The organism is Leifsonia sp. 2MCAF36, from assembly GCF_052115525.1.
Lineage (GTDB): Bacteria > Actinomycetota > Actinomycetes > Actinomycetales > Microbacteriaceae > Leifsonia.
This window is the reverse complement of the sequence record NZ_JBFRGV010000003.1, coordinates 39,567-62,852: the sequence shown is the minus strand read 5'-3', so window position 1 is coordinate 62,852 and position 23,286 is coordinate 39,567. Positions and strand designations below refer to the sequence as shown.

Sequence of the window (23,286 nt, the reverse complement as noted above, 5' to 3'; positions counted from 1 at the left end):
CCATGTTCGCAGGGGCGACGGTTAGGCTCGGCGCATGGAGACGGACCGGCGCACGCGACTCACGCCGGACGAGCGGCGGGCTCAGCTCGTCGCGCTCGGCGTGGCGTTCCTGGCCGACAACCCGCTGGACCAGCTGTCCATCGAAGAGCTGTCGGCACGCGCCAGCGTGTCGCGGGGGCTGCTGTTCCACTACTTCGGCTCCAAGCAGGGCCTCCACCGCGAGGTGGTGCGCACCGCGCGCGACAGCATGCTGCACGCGACGGAGCCGATCGCCGGACTGCCGCCGCTGGACCGCCTCCACGACACCCTCGCCCGCATCGTCGCGTTCGTCCGCGAGCACAGCGGCACGTTCTACTCGCTGGTGCGCGGCGTCGCATCCGGAGACACGGAGGTGCGCGCGGTCGTCGAGGAGGCGCGCGGCGAGCAGGCGGAACGCGTCATCGCGGTGTTCCTCGAACTGGGCGTGCCGGACACGCCGCTGCTCCGCATCGCCCTGCGCTCCTGGGTCGCGTTCGCCGAGGAGGCGCTGGTCGAGAGTGCGGTCGGCACCGACCTGCCGTCGCCGCAGATCGTCGGCTTCCTCGAGCGCAGCGCCCGCGGTGTGGTGGATGCGCTGGAGCAGCCCGATGAGAGGGCGGTCGGGGAGGGGGCGGTCGGGGAGGGCTAGATGCCCTCCTCCTCCACATCGTCCTCGGTCAGTACGCCGTCGTCCTCGTCGTCGTCGCCGTGCTCGTCGTAGACCGGCTCGGCCTCGCGGGCCTGGCCGCCGGTGGGGCCGTCGTTGCCGTCGCCCGGACCGGACCAGATGGTCTCGCCCGCCACGGCGTCGTTGGTCACCAGTTCGTCGGCGAAGTCGGCCTCGGCTTCGGGGTCGTTCAGCGCGTAGTCGACGTCGCCGTCGGCCGGGTCGGCCCAGCCGGGCGTCTCGCCCGCGTCCGTCTCGCCGATCTCGACGTCGTCGACGCCGTCCTCAGGAATGCGCTCCACGCCGTGCCCCCTTCTCGCTCCAGCCGATCACGTCGGTTCCGTCCGTCCCGCTCCGTCTCGGACCGTACACCTCCCCTCACCCCGCACGCCATCGAGTCCTCACAAAGTGCACGCGACACGCCGTGTCGGCGTGCACTTTGTGAGGACTCGACGGTGGGGGTGGGGCGGAAGGGAGCGGGCTACTTGGTGGTGGGGAAGGTGATCGTTTTGTTGGAGCCGGCGTCCTTGACGGCGGCGTCCTTGAAGGCCGCGAACTGGGTGGCGTCGGTGAAGCCGCCCTGGTAGCGCTCGCCGTTGACGAACACGGTCGGGGTGCCGAAGCCGCCCGAGGTCGGGTTCTTCAGCTGGGAGTTGCCGGTCGCGTCCTGCGTCATCGAGGTGACGAAGGGGGCGTACGTCTGCTTGTCGATGCAGTCGCTGACGGCCTTCGAATCCGCTCCCGCACCCTTCACGATCGTGGTGATCTCCGCGTTCGTGAGCCCGGTGCCGGTCTGCTCGTCGGGTTGCTTGGCGAACAGCGCCGCGTTGACGGCGAACAGGGTGTTCGGCTGCGAGTTGGCGACACAGGATGCGGCGGCCGCGGCCCTGGTCGAGTACTGCTTGTTCTGCGTGCTGTCCAGGATGGCGACCGGGTGGATCTCGAGCGTCGCCGATCCCTCGTCCAGCCACTGCTTGATCTGGCTGTTGTTCGTCGTCTCGAACTGGTCGCAGAACGGGCACTGGTAGTCGAGCCAGATCTGGATGTGCGCGGTCGTGCCGTTGAGCTCCATCTTGGTCGGCGTCGGCTTGCCGCCTGCCGGGATGGCCGGCGTCGTGGTCGCCTTCGTCGACGAGGTGAGCAGCAGTCCACCGCTCGCCATGTTTTTCGGGTTGGCGGCGCTGGTGCTCCCGCCGACGCTGGTGAACACGACCACGCCGACGATCGCGAGCACCGCGACGATGCCCACGATGACCGAGCTCTGCACGACGACCTTGCGGCGCTTGGCCTTCCTGGCGGCCTCCTCGCGCATCTTCCTGGCGGTCTCGCGCGCCTCCTCACGGCGGTCGCGTTTGGTGGGACCAGTGGTTCCCCTGCCAGTTGACATTCAGCTCATCCCATCGCCGTCGGACACTTCTCCCACGATCGTAGGGGGCTTTAGCTTTGAAGGCGCTGTACCGCCGGTTCCACCCGCTGGGCCCGGCTGGTTGACGCAACACGCCGTCCGCACGACGGGCGCCGCGGCGTGTTGCGTCAACCAGGTGGGTGGCGACGGGTTAGTCGGCGGTGGCGGGCGCAGCCCGGCCGAGCTCCACGTCTTCTACGCGGGAGCGCGGCATCGCCAGTCCGGCCACGATGGTCAGCACGGCCGCCGCGGCCACCGCGACGAACACCGCGGTCGACGCCGATTGGATGGTCGCCGGCGAGTGCGCGCCGCCGGCGGACGCGCCGATGATCGCGTTGGCGATCGCGCCGAAGACGGCCACGCCGACGGCGCTGCCGATCGAGCGGGCGAACATGTTGCTGCCGGTGACCACGCCGCGCTCGTTCCACGCGACGCTGGACTGCGCGGCGATCAGCGTCGGGGTGGCGATGAGGCCCATCCCGAGCCCGACCACGAAGCAGCTGACCGCGACGAACAGCACGGACGGAGCAACGGAGGTCGCGGCGAGAGAGATCGCACCGACGATCGCGATCCCCATCCCGAGCAGCGCGGTGTTGCGGAACCCGATGCGCAGGTAGAACCGCCCGGAGAGGCTGGCCGCAATCGGCCAGCCGAGGGTGAGCGCCGCGACGGCGAGGCCCGACACGATGGGCACGACGCCGATGGTCCCCTCCAGGTAGGTGGGCACGTACGAGGTGAGCCCGATCAGGATGCCGCCGACGCCCAGCGAGATCAGGGTCGTGGTGATCAGCAGCCGGCGGGAGAACACCCACAGCGGCAGGATCGGCTCGGCTGCGCGCCGCTCGACGAGCACGAAGGCGGCCAGCAGCACGGCTCCGACGGCGAACGCGCCGATGCTCCACACGGAGTCCCACGGCCACGCCTGGCCGCCCTCGAGCACGCCGAGGATCAGCAGCGTCATACCGCCGGTGAGGAGCGCAGCTCCGGCGTAGTCGATGCGGTGCCGCCGACGCTCGATGCTCTCGTGGAACGCGCGGATCAGCATCCACCCGGCCAGGATGCAGAGCGGCACGTTGACGAAGAAGATCCACCGCCACGACAGGTACTGCGAGAACACGCCGCCGAGGGTCGGCCCGACGACGGACGAGATCGCCCACACGCTGGCCAGGTACCCCTGCGTCTTCGCGCGCTCGGCGACGGTGTAGATGTCGCCGGCGATGGTCATCGACATCGGCTGGATGGCGCCGGCACCCAGGCCCTGCAGCGCACGGAATGCGATCAGCGCGGGCATGCTCCAGGCGAAGCCGCAGAGCACCGAGCCGAGGAGGAACAGCGCGATGCCGATGAGGACGATCGGCTTGCGGCCGACCGTGTCGGACAGCTTCGCGTACACCGGGACGGACACGGCCTGCGCGAGCAGGTAGATGGAGAACAGCCACGGGAACTGCGCGAACCCGCCCAGGTCTTTGACGATCGAGGGAATCGCCGTTGCAAGGATCGTCGAGTCGATCGCGACCAGCCCGGTCGTCAGCATGAGGGCGATCAGGATGGGGCCGCGCTCGGACCGGAAGCCGACGCTCGCTCGGGTGGGCTCGTTCATATCCATCAACAACGTGGGGGAGGGGGAGGCATTCCCCGGGGTGGGTACTTGACGTGAAAGAGAGTACGCGCGAAACTCTGAAACATGTCTTTCACATCTGGCCAGGCGGAGCGGCGCACCACGGTCACCGACCCGCGCGCGCTCCGGGCGCTCGCGCATCCGCTCCGCCTCGCGCTGCTCGACCATCTGATGTCGTTCGGTCCGCGCACGGCCAGTGAGTGCGCCGCCGTCGTCGGCTCCACCCCCTCCAACTGCAGCTACCACCTGCGCGCCCTCGGCAAGGTCGGGCTGGTGGAGGCGGTGGAGGCGGACGATGGTCGCGAACGTCCCTGGCGCTCGACCAACACCGGCCTGGCCTTCGGGCGGACCGACGACCCCGAGTACCTGATCGGGTCGGACACCGTCGAGCGCGCGCTCGCCGACCGGCAGGTGGAGGACGAGCGCGCGCTCGTGCACCGCGCCATCGCCCAGCGCGACGAGCAGCCGGTGGAGTGGCGTGAGGCGAGCATGCTGTCCGGTTACGCACTCAAGCTGACGCCGGTCGAGCTCCGGGAGCTGGGGGAGCGGCTGGATGCGCTCATCCGCCCCTACATCGCCCTCACCCGCGCCGACGCCCCGGCCGGCAGCGACGTGGTGGCGCTGCACCTGAACGCCTTCCGGCACCCGGATGCGATCGCCGCCGCCCACGCGGACGCCGAGCGAGGGCGGCTGTTCGGAACGTCTGCGGTGGCGCGAGCGGCAGCACAAGTTCCGATCGGGGGCAATCAGCGACGGCCGGGAGTTGACTCGGGCCGCGGGGCGGCGGGGAGCGACGAGTCGTGACCGCCGCCGGGACGCAGCAGCGTTCGCCCTCCCCGCTGCTCCGCCGCGACTTCGCCCTGGTCTGGACCGCGGGCCTCGTCTCCGACACCGGCGATTGGCTGCTGAGGATCGCGTTGCCGCTGTTCGCACTGTCGGCGACCGGCTCGGCGCTGGGGGCCTCGACCGTCTTCCTGGTGGAGCTCGTCCCGATGCTCCTGCTCGGCAGCTTCCTCGGCGTGCTCGTCGACCGCTGGGACCACCGCCGCACCATCGTCGTGGTGGCCGTGCTGCAGGGCCTCTTCCTGCTGCCGCTGCTGGCGGCGAGCGCCGACCGGATGGGCATCGTCTACGCGGTCGCGGCCGTGGAGGCGGTGCTCGGCGCGGTCATCAACCCGGCCCGGCAGGCGATGATCCCGCAGCTCGTCGGCGCCGACCAGCTGGCTCGCGGTAACGCGCTGATCGCGGTGAGCGACAACCTCGCGCGGCTGGTCGGGTCGCCCCTCGGCGGCCTGTCGTTCGCGCTGTGGGGGCTGCCGGGCGTCGTCGTCGCGGATGCCGCCTCCTACGTCATCACGGCCGTGCTGGTGGCGCTCAGCCGTCCGCATCCCCTCGCCGACCCGGCGGGGGAGAAGCCGGGGACGCAGCAGCACGTCAGCCAGGAGCCCGCCACCGCGACCGAGTGGCGCATCCTGCGCCAGTGGCTGGAGGGGCTCCGGCTGATCGCGCGGTCGGCGACCCTCCGCACGATCGCCCTGATCGCGACGCTCGGCGGTGTCGCGCAGGGGCTGTTCCTGGTGCTCTTCCTCGTCTACGTCACGCAGAATCTGGGCGCCGGTGACACCGGCGTCGGCGTCATCCGCGGTGTGCAGGCGATCGGCGGGGTGCTCGGCGGCCTCATCACCGGCGTGCTGGCGCGCCGGCTCGGCCCGCGGTCGCTGATCGGCGGCGGCTACCTGGTGTTCGGGATGCTGTCGCTGCTCACCTGGAACCTGGCGCCGTTCACCACCGCGCTGTGGGTGTACGCCGGCCTGTTCATCGCGATGGGCCTGCCCGCCGCGACCACGGCCACGGGCGAGATCACCCTGGTGCAGACGGCGGTTCCGCCCCGGGCGCTCGGCCGCGTGATCGCCGCGATCACCACCCTCGACGGCGCGGCGCAGGGCGTCGGCCTGCTGCTGGGCGGCCTGCTCGCCGGCTCCGGAGACATCGTGCGCATCCTGGATGTGCAGGCCTCCCTCTATCTGCTCTGCGGCGTCATCGGAATCATCGCCCTCCGCGGCACGAAGCGTCTTCCATAACGGGGCGTGCGGACGCTAGTGTGGCGCCACCGTGGTCCCCCGGAGGTGGATGATGACGTTCCGCACTTCGCAGTTCCGCCGCACCGTCGCGGCGGCCGTCGTCGCTGCCGCCGCGCTCTCCGGTCTCACCGCCTGCGACCTGTTCGCGCCGCAGGACACGCTGGACATCAAAGAGGCCAGCGTCGGCGTGAGCGCGACCGTCGGCGACGTCTTCGTCGGCAATGCGGTGCTCGTGAGCGGTGACGATCAGACCGCCAACCTCGTCGTCACCCTGGTGAACCAGGGGCCGGACACGCAGGAGGTGAGCATCGTGCCGACCGGAGGTCAGACGATCACGGTCTCGCTGAACCCCCGTGCCACCAAGCGGCTGGGCAACCCGCCGAGCGACGAGACCCTGGTGACCGGGCTGGATGCGAAGCCGGGCTCGCTGACCACCGTGTCCGTCACGAGCGCGGGCACGTCGGTGGGGCTGCAGGTGCCGGTCGTCACCGCGGCGCTCGCGCCGTACGGGACGCTGACCCCGTCGCCCTCCTCGTCGTCGTCCGAGACGTCGACGTCGCCCACCTCGACCCCGGGCCTCACCTCCACCCCGTCGCCCACCTCGTCGCCGCCGACCGGGACCCCGACCCCGTCGCCCACGCCGTCGCACTGACGGCAGCCGCCGTCGCCCTGACAGACCGTCCGGGGCGCCCTCTGCGCACCCGCAGCCGCCCCGCGCGGCACTTCGCGTGTGATATCCGCACGAAACCCGCCCGGGTTCCCGCTGATTCCGCGGATGTGAACGTAGGGTGTCGGTGTGTGGCGACTGGACAGGAAGACCGAGGATGACGACGCGACGTCGGTCATCGCAGACGACGACGCCCTGAACCCGCGCACGACGACCGCCCCGCACACGCTCAGTCTGGGCGATCCGGCGCTGGTCGCCGGCAATATCGCCGAGCCGGTGTGGACGCGGTGGCGCGACGAGATCGCGGCGATCGGCGGCGACTCCCCGCTGCTCCACTTCGAGGACGGCCCGCGGACCCGCATCGAACTGAGCACCACGCATCCGGGTGGCCTGCCGCAATTCATCACCGGCCAGAGCACGCTGCTCTCCAGTCTGATCCGCGACGAGCTGGCGCTCCGCACGGCCCGCGCGGCCGCGAACGCGATCACCCAGAAGGGCATCGAGCTGCGCTCGGTCCGCGGCATCGAGTCGGTGCACCTGGCGATCGGTCTTGCCCAGTGGCGGCACGGCACCGACGAGTTCTTCGCGCCGATCCTGCTGCGTCCGCTCGCCATCCGCCGCTACGGCCGCGACTTCGAGCTGAAGCTGAAGGGCCAGACGTTCCTCAACCCTGAGCTCGCCCGCGCCCTCAACGAGCAGTTCCAGATCACCCTCGACGCGGACGCCTTCGTGGCGCTCGCCGTCTCGAACGGCGTGTTCAAGCCGCAGCCGGTGATCGACCGGCTGCGCGGGCTGACCTCCCACCTGCCCTGGTTCAACGTGCAGCCGCGGCTGGTCGCATCCTCGTTCGCCGACGTCGCCCCCGCGCTGAGCGAGGAGGCGCGCGACCTCGACACCGTGCTGCTGGATGCGCTCGCCGGCAACCCGACGGCCCGAACCACGGTCGAGGCCGCCTTCAACCCCGTGGAGCCGATCCGCCAGGATGAGCGCCCGCCCGCCACCGACACCCTCCTGCTCGACGCCGACGAGGCGCAGGAGAACGTGGTCGCGCAGATCGCGGCAGGCAACTCCCTCGTCGTGAAGACGCTGCCGGGAACCGGCGGAACGCAGACCATCGTCAACGCCATCGGCGCTCTCGTCGCGCAGCACAAGCGCGTGCTGGTCGTCAGCCCGCGCCGGTCCAGCCTCGACGACATCGCCCAGCGGCTGGCCAAGGCCGGGCTGCCCGGGCTGGCCGTCACCCCGCGCACTCTCCGCCGCGACCTCGTGCAGTCGATCGCCCGCAACGAGAAGGCCACGCAGCCGAAGGTCACCGACGTCGACGAGGCGCTGGTGCGCCTGCGCAAGGTGCTGGTCGACTACCGCGCCGCCCTGACCCGGCGCGACCCCGTGCTCCGCGTGTCGATCCTGGATGCGCTGCGCGAGCTGTCGGGATTGTCGCTGCTCTCCGCGCCGCCGTCCACCACGGCACGACTCGGCCGGCACGCCATCGAGGCGCTCGCCCGCGACCGGGCCACCGCAGCCGACGCACTCATCCGTGCCGCCCGCCTCGGCGAGTTCCGGTACGGACCGAACGACTCGCCCTGGTACGGCGCCTCCTTCAACACGACGGACGAGGGGAAGAGTGCGCACGAGCTGGCCAAGAAGCTGAACCGTGCCGAGTTGCCGCGCCTCCTCGACCGTGCCAACGCGCTGATCGGGCAGACCCGGATGCGCCCCTTCGCCTCGATCGTCGAGCTGGGCGTCTACCTGCGGCTGCTGCTCGACATCCGCGAGACCCTCGACAAGTTCACACCGTCGGTGTTCGACCGGTCGCTCACCGAGCTGATCGCGGCCACCGCCTCCCGTCGCGAGTCGCCGTCGATGACGAGCGCCAACCGCCGCCGCCTGCGCAAGCACGCACTCGAGTACGTGCGGCCCGGCGTGCACGTCACCGACCTCAACGAGAGCCTGCGCCGCATCCAGCAGCAGCGCATCCTCTGGAACCGGTTCGCCGTCGCCGGCGTGGTCCCCGAGGTGCCGATCGGGATCGCGGACGTGCAGGTCGCCTACCAGCGCGTCGCCGAAGACCTGGCGCGGCTGGACATCCCGCTGCGCCGCACGGGCACGCCCCAGTCGCTGGCGGCGCTGCCGGTGGAGGAGCTCACCCGTCAGGTGGCCGGCCTCGCGGCCGAGTCCGAGGTGCTCGCCAACCTGCAGGAGCGCACCGCGCTGCTGACGCAGCTGCGCGAGCTGGAGCTCGACCCGCTCATCTCCGACCTGTCCATCCGTCACGTGCCCGAAACCCAGGTCAGCGCCGAGCTGGAGCTGGCCTGGTGGCAGTCGGTCCTCGAATCGCTGCTCGCCTCCGACCGCGCCCTGTTGAACGCCAACACCAGCGTGCTGGACCGCCTCGAGGCCGACTTCCGGCTGGTGGATGAGGCGCACGCCTCCGCGACCGGCAGGCAGTTGGCGTGGATGCTCGCCGAGACGTGGAAGATCGGCATCGTCGACTGGCCGGACGAGGCCGCGGCGCTGAAGCGTCTGCTGAAGAGCAGCATCCCCACCGCGACCACCCTGAACGAGGCCGCGCCGCACCTGGCGCGCCCGCTCGCCCCGGTGTGGCTGGTGTCGCCGTACGAGATCTCGTCGATCGGCCGCGAGGTCGGGTTCGACGCCGTGCTGCTGGTGGACGCCGGGGCGTCCAGCCTCGCCGAGAACGTGCCCGTCATCCGTCGCGCCCGCCAGGTCGTCGCCTTCGGCGACCCGGTCACCCAGACGCCGTCGCGCTTCGACATCGGCGTGCACGAGTACGGCCGGACCGTCGAAGCGGTCGACGTGGATGCGCTCCACGCCGACTCCGCGCTCGCCCGGCTCTCCGAGCTGCTGCCGGTGTACACGCTCAGCCGCAGCTACCGCGCCGGCGGCGAAGACCTCGCCGAGCTCGTCAACCGCCGCTTCTACGGCGGGACGATCGACTCCCTGCCATGGGCGGGAACATACCTCGGGCACGGCAGCCTCGCGCTCCACTACGTCACCGGCGGCCAGGGCATGCCCGACAGCGACACCGGAGCGGTCGAATCCACCGACGCCGAGGTCGCGAAGGTGGTCGAGCTGGTGCTCGCCCACGCCACCGAGCGGCCCCGCGAATCCCTCATGGTGATCACCGCAAGCGAGCGGCACGCCGTACGCGTCAACCAGGCGGTGCTCTCCGCCTTCTCGAAGCGGTCGGAGCTGGCCGACTTCATCCTGGGCGACCGTGCGGAACCGTTCACCGTTGTGACGCTCGACCAGTCGGTCGGCCAGAGCCGCGACCGGGTCATCTTCTCGATCGGGTACGGGCGCACCCCGCACGGCCGCCTGCTGTCCAACTTCGGCGCGCTCGCCGAGCCGGGCGGCGACCGCCTGCTCGCCGTCGGGATGACGCGCGGACGTCGCGGCATGGACATCGTCTCCTGCTTCAAACCGGAAGACATCGACGAGTCCCGGATGCGGCACGGCATCGCGGCGCTGGCGCAGGTGCTGGGGGAGGCCGACCAGCTGCAGACGGCCGCGCCCGAATACCTGAGCCCGGACGCCGACCCGATGGTGCTCGACCTCGCCAAGCGCCTGGCGCGGCGGGGCCTGGAGGTGCACCTCGGCTACCGCGGGAAGCTCACCCTGGTGGCATCGCACGAGGGCCGCGCGGTCGTCGTCGAGACGGACACGGACGTGTCGAAGGGCAGCCTTCGTGAGTCGCTACGGCTGCGCCCGGACGTGCTCCGCCGGCTCGGCTGGCACTACCTCCGGGTGCACAGCTTCGAGCTGTTCGCCGATCCGGACGCCGTCGCCGGCCGCATCGCGACGCTCATCGGCAAGGGCGAACCGGACGCCGTCACCGCTCCGATCACGCTGCCGACGCTGGCCTGAGCCGCGCCCGTCTTCTCGGGCGGCCTTAGGCTGGATGGGTGAGCGAGACACCGGGGAGACGACCGCACCGCCGCGTGCAGCGCCCGGGCGCGCCCGGTTCGGACCCGTCACCGCGGACCGAGCCGGCCGACTCCGACGCGCCGCCCGCCGACTCCGACAACGCTCCGACCTGGTCGTCCAACGACGAGCAGCTGCGCCGCGACGTCCCGCCCCACTGGTGACCCGCGCGCGTCCCGCGTCGCGCGTCCCGCGTCGCGCGTCGCGCGTCGTGCGTCCCGCGTCGCGCGTCGCGCGTCCCGCGTCGCGCGTCCCGCGTCCCGCGTCCCGCGTCGCGCGCCGACCTTCCGCCGAGTCGCGACTACATGTCGCAACTCGCGCCGGATAGGCGCATCGACTCACGTCTCGCGGCCGGCCCGCGCAGTCCGGTCGTCGGCGCGGGAGCGGGCGCACCGTCCCTTCCGCCGAGTCGCGACTACATGTCGCAACTCGCGCCGGATAGGCGCATCGACTCACGTCTCGCGGCAGGTCGGCCGGCCCGCGCGGTCGGGTCGGTGGCTGGGGCGCGGGCGCACCATCCCTCCCGCCGAGTTGCGACTACATGTCGCAACTCGCGTCGGGTAGCAGCAACGACTCACGACTCGCGAGCCGGTTGCGTGGGTCGGGTCCGTGGTCGGGAGGGGGCCTTCCGTCCCACCCGCCGAGTTGCGACTACATGTCGCGACTCGCGCGGGATAGGCGCATCGACTCACGAGTCGCCGCACTGGTGACCCGCGCTCGGTCGCGACAGTGACGTGAGGTGCTCGCAGTTGCGCGCGACACGCCGGGACCGGGTGCATCTACGAGCACCTCGACGCCGAGCGCCGAGCGGCGAGGGTTACGGGAGCGGGTCGGCGTGCTTGCCGGCGGGCTGCGGCGGGGCCTGCTGCGAGCGTAGGAGGTCGCGGATCTCGGTGAGGAGGTCCAGCTCGGTGATCGGAGCGTCCGGCTCGACGACGCCCTTGCTCCGGAGGCGCTCGGCACGCTTCTTCAACTGGTTGATCGGGTAGACGAAGACGAAGAACACGACGACAGCGACGATCAAGAAGTTGATGATGGCGCCGAGGACCGCGCCGAACTTGATCTGAGAGTCGTTGAGGGTCACCACCATGGCGTTATCGAGGGAGCTGGCGGTAAAGAACGAGCTGATCAGGGGATTGATCAGGTTCGTGACGATCGAGGTGACGACGGCGGTGAATGCGGCGCCGATGACGACCGCGACGGCCAGGTCGATCACGTTGCCGCGGAGGATGAACTCCTTGAAGCCTTTAAGCAAGACCGATCCTTTCGGGGGAGGGGAGGTGCGGGGTCACGCGGCCGAGCCGGAGGACGACGATGACGAAGACGACGAAGACGACGAAGACGAAGATGACGAACCCGAATCCGACGACCCCGATCCGGATCCCGACGACCCCGATCCCGACGAAGCGCCTCCCGCCGCGGCCGGCGACTTCGCCCCGCCCCGCGAGTCCGTCCGGTAGAAGCCGGAGCCGTTGAACGTCACGCCGACCGCGCCGAACACCTTGCGGAGCGAGCCGCCGCAGTTCGGGCACGAGGTGAGGGCGTCGTCGGTGAAGGCCTGCTGGATGTCGAAGGCGTGGCCGCAGTCGCGGCACGTGTAGGAGTAGGTGGGCATTCTTCTTCCGCTGCGCTTCGGTGTCAGGTGGTGGAGGTCAGGTGAATTGGACGATGCGGGTGGGCGTGACCGCGCCGTCGACCGGCTGGTCGTGGCGCTCCCGCGGTACCTCGTCCACGAGCTCACCGTCGAACAGGACGGCGTACACCGGGGGACATTTTTCCATGCTCCCGAGGGTCTTGTCGAAGTAGCCGCGGCCCCATCCCATCCGCATACCCGTCGCGTCGACGGCGGCGGCGGGCACGAGGATGAGGTCGACGTCGTTGATCGCGATCGGTCCGAGGAGGTCACCGACCGCCTCCGGGAGCCCGAACAGCCCCTCGGTCTCGGTCTCGCCGTCGCCGGTGGTCCAGTCGAGGAGGCCGTCCTCCCGCGAGATCGGCAGCAGCACCCGCACGCCCTGGCTGTGCGCCCAGTTGAGGAACGGGCGGGTGTCCGGCTCGATGTTGGTGGAGAGGTAGGCGGAGACGCTGCGCACCGAGAGGTCGGTGGCCAGGTCGACGAGGTTGCGGGTGATACCGGCCGTCGCACCCTGGCGTTCGGTCGTGGTGAGGTTCTGCCGTCGCTCGCGGAGCTCCGCGCGCAGGGCGCGCTTGCGATGAGCGGCAGTGTCCGGGTCCATAGGGCAATCCTAAGAGATGCCATCCTGTGCACCGCCGAATTGCGGATACTGTAGGCGGCATGGCAAATCACGACCGCGTTACGAAAGCAGTGATCCCCGCAGCCGGCCTCGGCACACGCTTCCTCCCGGCCACCAAGGCGATGCCCAAGGAGATGCTGCCGGTCGTGGACAAGCCCGCCATCCAGTACGTCGTCGAGGAGGCCGTGAACGCCGGGCTGCACGACGTGCTGATGATCACGGGCCGCAACAAGAACGCCCTCGAGAACCACTTCGACCGCAACGCCGAGTTGGAGGCGATGCTCACCAAGAAGGGCGACACCGACCGGCTTGACAAGGTCAACTATTCGACCGCTCTCGCTGACATGCACTATGTCCGCCAGGGCGACCCGAAGGGTCTCGGCCACGCTGTGCTGCGCGCGAAGATGCACGTCGGTGGCGAGCCGTTCGCCGTGCTGCTCGGTGACGACATCATCGACGAGCGCGACGACCTGCTCAGGCGGATGCTGCAGGTTCAGGAGGAGCGCCACGCGTCGGTGGTAGCCCTCCTCGAGGTCGACCCCGACTCCATCCACCTCTACGGCGCTGCGGCCGTCGAGGCGACCGACGAGGACGACGTGGTGCGCATCACCGGCCTCGTCGAGAAGCCGGACAAGGAGCACGCTCCCTCCAACTACGCCATCATCGGCCGCTACGTGCTGCGCCCGGAGGTCTTCGACGTCCTGGAGCGCACGGAGCCGGGCCGCGGCGGCGAGATCCAGCTGACCGACGCTCTGCAGTCGATGGCGGAGGCGCCGGACTGGACGGGCGGCGTCTTCGGCGTCGTCTTCCGAGGCCGCCGCTACGACACCGGCGATCGCCTCGACTACATCAAGGCGATCGTGCGCCTGGCGACCGACCGCGAAGACCTCGGTCCCGAGCTTCGGCCGTGGCTGCGGGAGTTCGCCGCAGGCCTCACGGCGGACGCCCCCGACGAGTACGTGCAGGAGATGCCGGCCGACCCGACCGGCCCCATCCAGACGCTCGCCGACCGGTCCCGCTGACGGTCGGCTGAAGGAGGAGTCTGTGGCCATCGTGGTCCCCACCCTCAGCGAGGGCCGCGTGGGGTTGCGTCCCATCCGCCTGCGCGACGCGCGCCCGCTGGAGCGTTCCCTTCTCGACAACCGCGGCTGGCTGCGGCAGTGGGAGGCGACCAGCCCGTACGCGCCCGGGTCGTTCGACACCCGGGCGAGCATCCGGTCGCTCCTGGCGAACGCGCGCGCCGGGCACGGCCTGCCGTTCATCGTCGAGTGGGATGGCAGGCTCGCCGGCCAGCTGAACGTCTCGTCGATCGCGTACGGGTCGCTGTCGAGCGCGACGATCGGGTACTGGGTCGCCGAGGAGTTCGCCGGGCACAACATCACGCCGACGGCTGTGGCGCTGGCGACGGACTACTGCTTCTACCAGTTGGGGCTGCACCGGATGGAGATCTGCATCCGGCCCGAGAACACCCCGAGCCTGCGCGTGGTGGAGAAGCTGGGCTTCCGCTACGAGGGTCTGCGGCGCCGCTACATCCACATCAACGGGGATTGGCGCGACCACTTCTGCTTCGGCCTGGTGTCGGAGGAGCTGAGCCAGGGAGTCCTCCGTCGCTGGCTGGACGGGAACGTGCCGCTGGATGCCGCGGTGATCCCCGCCGAGGACCGCGCGGCCGCGGCGATCCCGCTGCCGGTCGCGCGTCAGCGGTGACGGCCTCGCGCTGAACCCGGCCGCTGTATTCGCTGAGAGAACTCTGGATCGCGGGACACACCCTTCCCGGTGACGCGGACCGGGCGCCCGCCGCCCCTACCGTTAGAGGCATGAACGGGGATGTGATGGGCGGTGGGGTCGTCGTCGCCATAGCGGCCGCCCTCTGGCTTGCCTACCTCGTCCCGGTGTGGTTGCGCCGCCGTGAATACCTGGCGACGGAGCGGAACGCCGTGCGGCTGCAGCAGACGCTGCGCATCCTCGCCGAGACCAGTGAGCTGCCCGACGAGGTGCGGGTCGAGGCGACCGCGCGTACGGTCGCCGAGCAGCAGCGCATCCTGCGCCGGGCCGAGCAGAAGACCCTCGCCGCCGCCCGGGCCGAGGCCGCCGCGCATGCCCGCCGCGAGCAGGCCATCGCGGAGGAGCGCCGCCGCGCCGCCGAGGAGGCCGAGCGGGCCGCCGCCGACGCCATCGCCATGGAGCGCGCCGCTCGCGCCGCCGCGGCGCAGCGCGCCCGGGTGCTCGCGACCGCCACGGCGACCGTGCCGCTCTCCCCGCAGCGCCGGCGCCGACTGCGCCGGACCCGTGCCCTCTCGACTCTCGTGCTCGTCGCCGGCCTCGCCGGTTTCGTCGGCGGAGCGGTCGTGATGTTCGAGACCGGCGCCTGGCTGCTCGCCGCGATCTCCGCCGGAGCGGTCATCCTCTCCGGGTGGATGCTGGGCCGCCTGGCGCGACCGCAGCGTCCCATCGCAGCCTCCCAGCCGATGGTGCGCACCTCGCAGGTCGTACCCGAACTGTACGACGACGCGCAGCACGACCTGCCGGTGCAGGAGCGCCTGCGCCAGAGCTGGACGCCGCGCCCGCTGCCGAAGCCGCTGCACCTGTCGCCGGGGACCGTCGCCGCTGCCGCCATGGCGTCGGTGGATGCCGCCGCCGAACTGCGCCGGGCGGCCGCCCGCGCGGAGTTCGAGCGCAAGGCGGCGGAGTCCGAGCCGGCACCGGTGGCTGCGCCGGTTCCGCTGCGTCCGGTCGCCCGCGTCGACGTTTCGCCGGCGGCTGAGGCCGTGCCGTCCGCTCGTATGGCGGCTGATTCCGTGGCTGGCGCAGCCGTTCCGAGCCGCTACGCGAGCATGGGTCTGCTCGACGGGTCGGACACCGGAAGCCTCGATCTGGACGCGGTCCTGCGCCGCCGCCGGGCCGCCAGTTGAGCGCCTCGCGATTTCGACGTGACGCGAGGAGGGTGCTAGTCTTTCTAAGCAGTTCCCCGGGGCTATGGCGCAGTTGGTAGCGCGCTTCGTTCGCATCGAAGAGGTCAGGAGTTCGAATCTCCTTAGCTCCACCACCACCGGAAAGGCCGCCCGAATCGGGCGGCCTTTCTGCTTGTCCGCCGGTTGTCCGCGGACGCTCTGGTCGTGCCGCGTCACACCACCAGCAGCACCGCCAGCACCAGCATGAGCAGGGCGATGCCGCCGTCCAGGATGCGCCAGGCGATCGGCTTGGCGAAGACCGGGGCGGCGAAGCGCGCGCCGAACCCGAGCAGGCAGAACCAGAGCAGGCTGGCGGTGGCCGCGCCCGCACCGAAGACCCAGCGCCCGGGGTCGCCGTGCGACGCGGACAGCGAGCCGAGCAGCAGCACCGTGTCGAGGTACACGTGCGGGTTCAGCCAGGTGATGGCCAGGCAGGTGCCGACGGCTGCGGCCAGCGAGCCCGCGACGGCGCCGGCGGCGGTGAGCGACTCCGGCTTGAGCGCGCGTCGCGCGGCGTAGATCGCGTACCCGATCAGGAAGGCGAAGCCGGCCCAGCGGACGATCTGCAGAGCGATCGGCGCGTTCTTCACGAGCACCCCGATCCCGGCGACGCCGGCGGCGATCAGGATCGCGTCGCTCAGCACGCAGATGGCCACCACGGCCAGCACGTGCTGGCGGCGGAGACCCTGGCGGAGCACGAACGCGTTCTGCGCGCCGATGGCGATGATGAGGGAGGCGGCGGAGCCCAGGCCGGTGAGGAAGGTCGCGAGCACGCTACGACGTTACGGGTCGGAATTGGATCAGTACAGCTCAGGTTTCTTATCGTGCATTAGCCTTGCTTCATGTCGGCGAACGTCGAGCACCTGCGCACCCTCGCCGCGGTCGTGGACGGCGGAACGTTCGAGGCCGCTGCGTCCCTGCTGCACATCACTCCGTCTGCGGTGAGTCAGCGCATCAAGGCGCTGGAGGAGCAGAGCGGCCGGGTCCTGGTGCGGAGGAGCAAGCCGGTCGAGGCGACAGACGCTGGAAGCGTCCTGCTTCGGCTCGCCCGCCAATTGGCGCTTCTCGAAGCCGAGGCGGACGCAGCGCTCGCCGGTGACCACGAATCTGCCCGTGCCGACGGCTCGCCGCTCGCCGTCCCGCGCGTCGCTGTCCCGCTCGTCGTGAACGCCGACTCGCTGGCCACCTGGGTACTGCCCGCCCTCGCGAGGCTGGAGCGCATCCCGTACGCGTTCGCGTTCGAGCTCGTACTCGACGACCAGGAGCACACGCTCGATCGTTTGCGTGACGGGACAGCCTTGGCGGCGATCGGGTCGGACGCCGAGCCCGTGCAGGGGTGCACGGCCCGCGCGCTGGGGTCCATGGTCTACCGCGCGGTGGCGAGCCCGGCGTTCGTCGCCCGCTGGTGCCCGGGCGGCTGGGGCTCCCGGGCCGCGGCGGTGGCGCCGGTGCTCGTGTTCGACCGGAAGGATGCCCTGCAGGACCGTTACCTCGACGGGTTCGCGCCGGCCGCCCGGCCGCCGCGCCACTTCATCCCGGCGTCCACGCAGTTCGTCGAGGCCGCCGTTCTGGGGATGGGATGGGGGATGCTGCCCGACCTGCAGGCCGACGCCCTCGTCGCGGACGGTTCGCTCGTGGTGCTGGACGAGGATCGGGTCGAGGAGGTGCCGCTCTACTGGCACCAGTGGTCGCTGCGGTCGGCCGCGCTCGACGCGGTCGCCGGCGCGATCGCCGAGGAAGCCGCCCGGGTGCTCCGCCCGACGGGCGCTACAGCGTCGACAGGACGAGATCGAGCGCGTCCGCGAAGCGGTCCGCGCTCTCGCGGGTGATGCAGAGCGGCGGCTTGATCTTGAGCACGTTCCTGTAGTCGCCGGTCGGCTGGACGATGCAGCCCTCCGCCAGCATCCGTTCGCAGACCTGGCCTGCCTCGGCCGTCGCCGGACGGAGGGTCGCGCGGTCGAGGACCAGCTCCATCCCGAGGTACAGGCCCATGCCGTGGACGGCACCGACCAGGGGATGCCGCTCGCCCAGTTCGCGCAGGCGGCCGGCCAGATGGTCGCCGACGGTCGCCGCGTTCTGTTGCAGGCCCTCGTCTCGCATCACATCCAGCACCGTCAGGCCGACGACCGCCGAGACCGGGCTGCCGCCGGCGGAGGAGAAGAAGCTGCCCTCCGCGGCGAAGGATTCGGCGATCTCACGCCGGGTGATCACCGCGCCGAGCGGCTGGCCGTTGCCCATCGCCTTGGCGACCGTGATGACGTCCGGAGTGACTCCCTGCTGCTCCGAGCCCCAGAAGTAGTGCCCCAGCCGGCCGTAGCCGACCTGGACCTCGTCCGCGATGCACACGCCGCCGCGAGCCCGGACGCGTTCGTAAACCCCCGCGAGGTAGCCGTCCGGCAGCATCAGACCGCCGGCGTTGCCGAAGACCGGCTCGGCGATGTAGCCGGCCACCTCGGTTCCGGAGGCGTCGAGGCCGTCGAGGTCGGCATCCAGGTCGGCCAGGTACGCGGCAGCCGAGTCGGGGCCGAGGTATCTGCCGCGGAGGGAGTTGGGGGCTGCGACCAGCTTCACCCAGTCCGGCCGGGTCTCCAGCGCCCGCGGGTTGTCCCCGAGGGAGGAGGAGACGGCATCGGCGGCCATGGTCCAGCCGTGGTACGCCTCGGTGACCGCCAGGATGGTCCGCCGGTTCGTGTGGACCTGCGCCAGGCGGAGGGCCAGATCGACCGCCTCGCTGCCGCTGTTCACGAGGAACACGGTGTCGAGCCCGTCCGGCGCGATCTCGGCCAGGCGCTCGGTGAAGCGCGCGAGTTCCTCGTAGTGGAACCTCGAGTTGGTGTTCAGGCGCGCCCACTGGTCGCGAACCGCCTCCACGAGTCGGGGGTGTCCGTGGCCGATCTGGGTCACGTTGTTGACCATGTCGATGTAGCTCTGGGCGTGGGTGTCGACGAGGTGGTGGCGCCAGCCGCGCTCGATCAGCGGGGGATGCGCGAAGTAGTGCTCCTGCACGTCGGCGAAGGACTCTTCCCGGCGAGTGAGCGCGGCCTCCGGGTCGGGAGCGGCGACGGCGGTCGCGATGCCGAACAGGGCCGACGAGTCGGGGGAGACCGCCATCCACTCGGAGAACGCCAGAGACGGCGTCACGAAGGCGGGAGGCCGGTGGCCGGGGACGGTGCTGAGCTGCGCGGTCAGGCGGACGGCGCTGCCGATCTGGTCGCCCGCTGAGACGGTCGCCGTGGTGAGCGGGCGCGTCAGGCCGTCGAGCCACAGCTCCACTCCCTCGCCGCGGAGCAGCCACGAGCCTTCGGCGAGCGAAAGCTCACCGGCGAACGGAGCGGTGACAGGGAGGCCGGTCGGCGCTTCCACCGTCACGCCCAGTGCGATCGTGGCGGACGGCAGGGAGCGGTCGATGCCGGCGCGGGTCAGTCGGGCCTCGCCGTAGCGGGTGATCGCGTGACCGTGCTCGCGGCAGACGCGGGCGAGCTCCGTGTCCTCCGCCTCCGAGCTGAGCCACGCGCCGGCGTCGAGATCACGCGAGGTGACGGAGAGGTCGGCGAGGTTCACCGAGGTGGAGTCCACTGCCACCAGTCGGCCGGAAGCAACCGCGGAGGAGGCGCTCGGTTCGTCGGGCTGCACCGGACCCCTCAGACCTGCAAGTCGGCCGCGGATCAGCGTCTCCATCTCGGCGGCGTCGAGGCGGCGGGCCACGTCGAAGGCGACCCACTCGTGCGCGCGGTTCTCGTCGGCGTAGACGTTGTCGGCCTCCAGCGCGACCTGCTGCTCGCCGCTGACCACCAGCACCGCGCCGCGCAGCACGACGAGCGGCCACAGGGCGGAGAGGTCCGCGTCGTCGAGAGGCGCCTCGGTGTGGAACGCCTGGACGACATCCAGTACCGACAGCGGCTCGTCCGGGACGTGATGGAGCGCGCTGGCGACCGTCGCGGCCAGCTCGGCGACGAGCCATCCGTCGGACACGTCGCCGAAGTCGATCACACCGGGGCCGTCGTCGCCGAGGACGATGTTGTCATCCGTGACGTCGCCGTGCACCGCCTGCACGCGGAGCCGCCCGCGCAGCGGATCGAGACGGGCGAGGGCCGCATCCGTCGCCTCACTCACCACGGCTCGCTTCGCCGGCTGCGCGACGTGCTCCAGCAGCAGTTCGACGACCTCGCCGCTGATCCGTGCATCCCACTGGGTGGTGCGGTCGAGACCCGGATGCCGGAGCTCCGCCAGACCGCCCGCGACGCGGCCGGCCAGTGCACCGAGCGTCCGCAACTGCTCGCGGCTCGGCCGCCCGACGTCGGTGAGCGGCTCGCCCTCGAGGTAACGCAGGACGCGCGCGAGCAGGGTGGCCCCGCGCACCTCGACCTCGACCAGCTCGTCGCCCTCCGTCGAGACGACGACCTCGGGGATGCGGATTCCCGACTCGGCGAGCACGGCAAGGGCGGCATTCTGCGCACGAAGCTCATCCGCCGAGAAGACCGGATTGGCGAGCTTGAGCACGAAGCGCTCATCGCCGGTATCGATGCGGAAGTTGCGGTCCTGGTTGCTGCCCAGCTCGGTGATCCGACCCTCGAGTCCGAACCGGGCCCCGGCGATCCGGATGGCGTCGTCGGACGTGACATCAGGGCGCGGAAGCCCCGGCTGGGTGAGGAAATCGAAGTTCGACAACGGGGCTCCAAGGCTCGGGTGGCGGCTGTTCGTCAGTCTATTGAGGGGGTACCGACGCCGTGTCCAGCGATCTCGCGATCTGTGGACAGGCTGCCGATTGTGGATTATGTGGCGATTCTCGATAACGGTCAGTATCAGCACGGGTTCCGCCCAGCGAACGTACGGGCGACGCCGCGTAGCCTGAACGCGTGAAGCCCTGGAGGACCGCGCTGGTCGCATTCGTCATCGACGTGGCCCTCGTGACCCTCTTCGTCATGGTGGGCCGCCGGAGTCACAGCGAAGCGAACTCGGTGCAGGGCATCGTAGACACGCTGTGGCCATTCCTGGTGGCACTGGTCACCGGCTGGCTGGTCACCTGGGCGTGGCGGCGTCCGCTCTCCATCGTCTGGTCCGGCATCCCGATCTGGCTGATGACGGTGGCGCTCGGGATGCTGATCCGCACCTCCGCAGGCCAGGGCGTGCAGCCCTCGTTCATCGCGGTCGCGGCCGTCGTCCTGGGGGTGTTCCTGGTCGGTTGGCGGCTGGTCGCGCTGCCGATCGCGCGCCGGAGGGGGCGCCTCGCACGGCGCTCGCAGCGCGCACAGGGGGCGCAGGGGACGCAGCAGGCGCAGTTGCGCGCGTAGCAGCTCCTTCGACTGCGGCGGTCACCCGACCAGGTGCAGCTCGCGACTCGAGTTGTTGAGCCGGTGCGCGCCGTCCTCCGCAGCCACCACGATGTCCTCGATCCGGACTCCGAACCGGCCGGGCAGGTAGATTCCGGGCTCGATCGAGAAGCACATCCCCGCCTCGATGGGCCGTTCCTCTCCCTCGACCAGGTACGGCGGCTCGTGCGTCGTCACACCGATGCCGTGGCCGACCCGGTGGATGAAGAACTCGCCGTACCCGGCCTCCCGGATCACCGCCCGGGCCGCCCGATCGATCTCCTGACAGGGAACGCCGACGGCAACCGCCTCGAACGCCGCCTGCTGCGCCCGGCGGACCACGTCGAACACCTCGTGCTCCTCGTCGCTGGGCTCACCGACGTGCACGGTCCGGGTCGTGTCGGAGCCGTAACCCTCGAGCAGACCGCCGAAGTCGAGCACGACCATGTCGCCGTCGGCGATGACCCGCTCGCCCGGCTCATGGTGCGGGTCGGCCCCGTTGGGCCCGGACGCGACGATCGTGAAGTCGACCTGCTCGTGTCCGTGTTCACGGAGCAGGCGGTCCAGGTCTGCGGCGACCTGCAGCTCTGAGCGTCCGGCGAATGGAAGCCGAACGATGTCCTCGAACGTGGCGTCGGCTGCTGCGCCGGCTGCGGCGAGCCGATCCACCTCATCCGCCCCTTTGATCGCACGCAGCAGGGGGAGCGCGTGCGAGATGGCCTCGAATCGGGCGTCCGGGAGCTTGTCCTGAAGGCCGAGCAGGTGCATCGCCCAGGTCGCGTCGGAGATCGCGTAGCGTCCCTCCTCCTGGAGCAGGGCCGCCGCCGGGACGTACTCGTCCTCGCCGTCGGACCAGTCGACCAGCCGGATCGCCCCGGCCGCGCGTGTCTCCGCAGCGCCGCCGTGTTCAAGCGCCGGGACGAGCATGGCCGGTCCGCCCTCGGCCGGGATCACCAGCAGGGTGATGCGCTCCGTGGTCGCGACCGGGAGGTAATCGGCGAAGTACGCGAGGTCCGGGCCGGGTGCGACGACCAGGCCGTCGAACCCGGCGGCGCGCGCCTGCCGCGCCCCGCGCTCCAGTCGCTCGGCGAAATGCTGCTCAGTGATCTGCTGCATCGTCACTCCGTCTCTCCCGGCTCCTGCTGGGCGATTCTGCTTCGGCTCCGGGGCTACTCCTCGACCGGCCCCAGCCAGGCGTTCGCCACGGTGTTGTGCGCCGACTCCGCGTCGGACGGGTGGAAGATTCCGGCCAGCACATCCCGATACAGGCGGCCGAGCTCGCTACCGGCGAAGAACGTGGAGCCGCCCGACACCCGGATGGCCTGGTCGACCACCCGCCGGGCCGTCTCGGTCGCCCGGACCTTCAGCCCGACCAGCTTCGGGAACCACAGCCGTCCGTGGTCGGCGAGCGCATCCACATCCCCGGCCAGCGCATCCAGCTGGGGGAGCAGTGCGTCCTGCTCGATCGCCGCCTCCGCCACCCGCCAGCGGATGTCGGGGTCGTTCGCGTAGCTCCGCCCCTCGTTCTTGAGGCTGGTGCGCCGGTGAGCGGACGCCACGGCGAGGTCCAGCGCCCGGGCGCCGATGCCCGTGTAGACCGCCGCGAGCAGGATCTCGAAATTCGCGAAGATGGCGAAGACGAGCGGGTCGGGGTTGGGACCCGGGTCGAGCCGTCGCACGACGCGATCCGCCGGAGCCCGGGCGCCGTCGAGCACCGTCGTATTGCTCTGGGTGGCGCGCATCCCGATGGTGTCCCAGTCCTGGCGGATCTCGAACCCGCCGCCGGTGCGCTCGATGAAGCCGTAGACGATCTTCGGCGCGTCCGGGCTCGTGCTGTCGAGGCCCATGGTGCCCAGCCGTGTCCACGCCGGGGAGAGCGAGGTGAAGATCTTGCGTCCGTGGAAGCGGTACGAGCCGTCAGGCTCCGGTCTGGCCTCCGTGGTCGACCCGAACAGGACGAGGTCGTTGCCGGCCTCGCTCAGCCCGAACGCGAACACCTCGCCGGCGCCGGCCTCGCGCAGCACGAACTCCAGCGAGTCGTCGCCCCGATCGCGCAACGTCTTCGCGATCCCCGTCCACACCAGGTGCATGTTGACCGCGAGCGCCGTGGCGGGTGCCGCGCCGGCGAGCCGGACCTGGAGGCGCGCGGTCTGCTGCAGGGTCAGCCCGAGCCCACCGAGCTCGGTCGGGACCAGAGCGCGCAGGTAGCCGGCGTCGGCCAGCTCCGCGAAGTCCTCGGTGAAGAAGCGGTTGTCGCGGTCGTAGTCGGCGGCGCGCTGCCGGATGCGTTCCAGCAGTTCGTCGGAGAGGGGCCCGGGGGTGTCGTGCTCGGTCACCCTCCTCACACTAGGCGAGCCTGGCCGCGACGTG

Annotated in this window: 21 protein-coding genes and 1 tRNA gene; 12 read left to right on the top strand and 10 right to left on the bottom strand. The window is 70.9% G+C overall.

The window, feature by feature from the left end:
- Positions 1 to 34 precede the first annotated feature (34 nt).
- On the top strand, positions 35 to 667 hold the full coding sequence (locus AB4079_RS05665) for a TetR/AcrR family transcriptional regulator (protein WP_441786321.1): 633 nt from the start codon (positions 35 to 37) through the stop codon (positions 665 to 667).
- Here AB4079_RS05665 and AB4079_RS05660 read toward each other — a convergent pair.
- From AB4079_RS05660 to AB4079_RS05650, 3 genes are all read right to left on the bottom strand, one after another.
- Entirely contained in the window at positions 664 to 987 is a 324-nt protein-coding gene (locus AB4079_RS05660; protein WP_441786320.1) for a hypothetical protein, read from the bottom strand. The two genes, AB4079_RS05665 and AB4079_RS05660, sit on opposite strands and share 4 nt — an antisense overlap.
- A 179-nt stretch (positions 988 to 1,166) precedes the next feature.
- Positions 1,167 to 2,072 (bottom strand): DsbA family protein, encoded by a 906-nt coding sequence (locus AB4079_RS05655; RefSeq protein ID WP_441786319.1) that lies wholly within the window; start codon positions 2,070 to 2,072, stop codon positions 1,167 to 1,169.
- Between the two features lie 169 nt (positions 2,073 to 2,241).
- A complete protein-coding gene (locus AB4079_RS05650; protein WP_441786318.1) occupies positions 2,242 to 3,690 on the bottom strand; it encodes an MDR family MFS transporter in 1,449 nt (482 codons plus the stop codon).
- 84 nt (positions 3,691 to 3,774) lie between these two features.
- On the opposite strand from AB4079_RS05650, the gene AB4079_RS05645 reads away from it, so the two are divergent.
- From AB4079_RS05645 to AB4079_RS05625, 5 genes are all read left to right on the top strand, one after another.
- Entirely contained in the window at positions 3,775 to 4,512 is a 738-nt protein-coding gene (locus AB4079_RS05645) for an ArsR/SmtB family transcription factor (RefSeq protein WP_441786317.1), read from the top strand.
- A complete protein-coding gene (locus AB4079_RS05640) occupies positions 4,509 to 5,789 on the top strand; it encodes an MFS transporter (RefSeq protein ID WP_441786316.1) in 1,281 nt (426 codons plus the stop codon). Before AB4079_RS05645 ends, AB4079_RS05640 begins: the two co-directional genes overlap by 4 nt.
- 52 nt (positions 5,790 to 5,841) lie before the next feature.
- Positions 5,842 to 6,441, top strand: a complete 600-nt coding sequence (locus AB4079_RS05635; RefSeq protein ID WP_441786315.1) for a hypothetical protein — start codon at positions 5,842 to 5,844, stop codon at positions 6,439 to 6,441.
- A gap of 144 nt (positions 6,442 to 6,585) precedes the next feature.
- Entirely contained in the window at positions 6,586 to 10,344 is a 3,759-nt protein-coding gene (locus AB4079_RS05630) for an AAA family ATPase (protein ID WP_441786314.1), read from the top strand.
- A gap of 38 nt (positions 10,345 to 10,382) precedes the next feature.
- Entirely contained in the window at positions 10,383 to 10,565 is a 183-nt protein-coding gene (locus tag AB4079_RS05625; RefSeq protein ID WP_441786313.1) for a hypothetical protein, read from the top strand.
- A gap of 653 nt (positions 10,566 to 11,218) precedes the next feature.
- Here AB4079_RS05625 and mscL read toward each other — a convergent pair.
- Genes mscL through AB4079_RS05610 form a run of 3 tightly spaced genes read right to left on the bottom strand, consistent with a single transcriptional unit; the run spans position 11,219 to position 12,638 of the window.
- Positions 11,219 to 11,656, bottom strand: coding sequence for a large-conductance mechanosensitive channel protein MscL (gene mscL / locus AB4079_RS05620; RefSeq protein ID WP_441786312.1), 438 nt, complete (start codon positions 11,654 to 11,656; stop codon positions 11,219 to 11,221).
- 33 nt (positions 11,657 to 11,689) lie between these two features.
- Positions 11,690 to 12,016: an FmdB family zinc ribbon protein gene (locus AB4079_RS05615; RefSeq protein WP_441786311.1), complete on the bottom strand. Its 327-nt coding sequence runs from the start codon at positions 12,014 to 12,016 to the stop codon at positions 11,690 to 11,692.
- 37 nt (positions 12,017 to 12,053) lie between these two features.
- Positions 12,054 to 12,638 carry a 5-formyltetrahydrofolate cyclo-ligase gene (locus tag AB4079_RS05610; RefSeq protein ID WP_441786310.1) on the bottom strand — a complete coding sequence of 195 codons (585 nt, stop codon included), beginning with the start codon at positions 12,636 to 12,638 and terminating at the stop codon, positions 12,054 to 12,056.
- 59 nt (positions 12,639 to 12,697) lie between these two features.
- Between AB4079_RS05610 and galU the strand changes: the two genes are divergently transcribed.
- The 4 genes from galU to AB4079_RS05590 all read left to right on the top strand — a co-directional run bounded on the left by galU (position 12,698) and on the right by AB4079_RS05590 (position 15,702).
- The gene (gene galU, locus AB4079_RS05605; RefSeq protein ID WP_441786309.1) at positions 12,698 to 13,678 is read left to right on the top strand and encodes a UTP--glucose-1-phosphate uridylyltransferase GalU; all 981 of its coding nucleotides are present in this window, start codon (positions 12,698 to 12,700) and stop codon (positions 13,676 to 13,678) included.
- A gap of 22 nt (positions 13,679 to 13,700) precedes the next feature.
- Entirely contained in the window at positions 13,701 to 14,363 is a 663-nt protein-coding gene (locus tag AB4079_RS05600; RefSeq protein WP_441786308.1) for a GNAT family N-acetyltransferase, read from the top strand.
- Between the two features lie 110 nt (positions 14,364 to 14,473).
- Positions 14,474 to 15,568 carry a hypothetical protein gene (locus AB4079_RS05595; protein ID WP_441786307.1) on the top strand — a complete coding sequence of 365 codons (1,095 nt, stop codon included), beginning with the start codon at positions 14,474 to 14,476 and terminating at the stop codon, positions 15,566 to 15,568.
- A 58-nt stretch (positions 15,569 to 15,626) separates the two neighbouring features.
- A tRNA-Ala gene (locus AB4079_RS05590) sits at positions 15,627 to 15,702 on the top strand.
- Between the two features lie 78 nt (positions 15,703 to 15,780).
- On the opposite strand, the gene AB4079_RS05585 is transcribed toward AB4079_RS05590, so the two are convergent.
- Complete coding sequence (locus tag AB4079_RS05585) at positions 15,781 to 16,380, bottom strand: LysE/ArgO family amino acid transporter (protein ID WP_441786306.1); 600 nt, start codon at positions 16,378 to 16,380, stop codon at positions 15,781 to 15,783.
- Positions 16,381 to 16,449: 69 nt separating this feature from the next.
- Between AB4079_RS05585 and AB4079_RS05580 the strand changes: the two genes are divergently transcribed.
- The gene (locus AB4079_RS05580; protein ID WP_441786305.1) at positions 16,450 to 17,436 is read left to right on the top strand and encodes a LysR family transcriptional regulator ArgP; all 987 of its coding nucleotides are present in this window, start codon (positions 16,450 to 16,452) and stop codon (positions 17,434 to 17,436) included.
- Here the strand turns inward: AB4079_RS05580 and AB4079_RS05575 are convergent.
- Positions 17,375 to 20,275, bottom strand: a complete 2,901-nt coding sequence (locus tag AB4079_RS05575; RefSeq protein WP_441786304.1) for an aminotransferase — start codon at positions 20,273 to 20,275, stop codon at positions 17,375 to 17,377. The genes AB4079_RS05580 and AB4079_RS05575 overlap by 62 nt on opposite strands.
- A gap of 188 nt (positions 20,276 to 20,463) precedes the next feature.
- Between AB4079_RS05575 and AB4079_RS05570 the strand changes: the two genes are divergently transcribed.
- The gene (locus AB4079_RS05570; protein WP_441786303.1) at positions 20,464 to 20,898 is read left to right on the top strand and encodes a DUF3054 domain-containing protein; all 435 of its coding nucleotides are present in this window, start codon (positions 20,464 to 20,466) and stop codon (positions 20,896 to 20,898) included.
- A gap of 21 nt (positions 20,899 to 20,919) precedes the next feature.
- On the opposite strand, the gene AB4079_RS05565 is transcribed toward AB4079_RS05570, so the two are convergent.
- Together AB4079_RS05565 and AB4079_RS05560 are read right to left on the bottom strand one after the other, a co-directional pair.
- On the bottom strand, positions 20,920 to 22,032 hold the full coding sequence (locus AB4079_RS05565; RefSeq protein ID WP_441786302.1) for an aminopeptidase P family protein: 1,113 nt from the start codon (positions 22,030 to 22,032) through the stop codon (positions 20,920 to 20,922).
- Between the two features lie 53 nt (positions 22,033 to 22,085).
- Entirely contained in the window at positions 22,086 to 23,252 is a 1,167-nt protein-coding gene (locus AB4079_RS05560; RefSeq protein ID WP_441786301.1) for an acyl-CoA dehydrogenase family protein, read from the bottom strand.
- Positions 23,253 to 23,286: the final 34 nt, after the last annotated feature.

What these genes read in the sequence shown, in the direction of transcription:
- AB4079_RS05650 (WP_441786318.1), bottom strand. Translation starts at nt 3,690, where the DNA reads ATGAACGAGCCCACCCGAGCGAGCGTCGGCTTCCGGTCCGAGCGCGGC.
- AB4079_RS05595 (WP_441786307.1), top strand. Translation starts at nt 14,474, where the DNA reads ATGAACGGGGATGTGATGGGCGGTGGGGTCGTCGTCGCCATAGCGGCC.
- AB4079_RS05565 (WP_441786302.1), bottom strand. Translation starts at nt 22,032, where the DNA reads ATGCAGCAGATCACTGAGCAGCATTTCGCCGAGCGACTGGAGCGCGGG.
- AB4079_RS05615 (WP_441786311.1), bottom strand. Translation starts at nt 12,016, where the DNA reads ATGCCCACCTACTCCTACACGTGCCGCGACTGCGGCCACGCCTTCGAC.
- AB4079_RS05610 (WP_441786310.1), bottom strand. Translation starts at nt 12,638, where the DNA reads ATGGACCCGGACACTGCCGCTCATCGCAAGCGCGCCCTGCGCGCGGAG.
- AB4079_RS05655 (WP_441786319.1), bottom strand. Translation starts at nt 2,072, where the DNA reads ATGTCAACTGGCAGGGGAACCACTGGTCCCACCAAACGCGACCGCCGT.
- AB4079_RS05635 (WP_441786315.1), top strand. Translation starts at nt 5,842, where the DNA reads ATGACGTTCCGCACTTCGCAGTTCCGCCGCACCGTCGCGGCGGCCGTC.
- galU (WP_441786309.1), top strand. Translation starts at nt 12,698, where the DNA reads ATGGCAAATCACGACCGCGTTACGAAAGCAGTGATCCCCGCAGCCGGC.
- AB4079_RS05665 (WP_441786321.1), top strand. Translation starts at nt 35, where the DNA reads ATGGAGACGGACCGGCGCACGCGACTCACGCCGGACGAGCGGCGGGCT.
- AB4079_RS05645 (WP_441786317.1), top strand. Translation starts at nt 3,775, where the DNA reads ATGTCTTTCACATCTGGCCAGGCGGAGCGGCGCACCACGGTCACCGAC.
- AB4079_RS05580 (WP_441786305.1), top strand. Translation starts at nt 16,450, where the DNA reads ATGTCGGCGAACGTCGAGCACCTGCGCACCCTCGCCGCGGTCGTGGAC.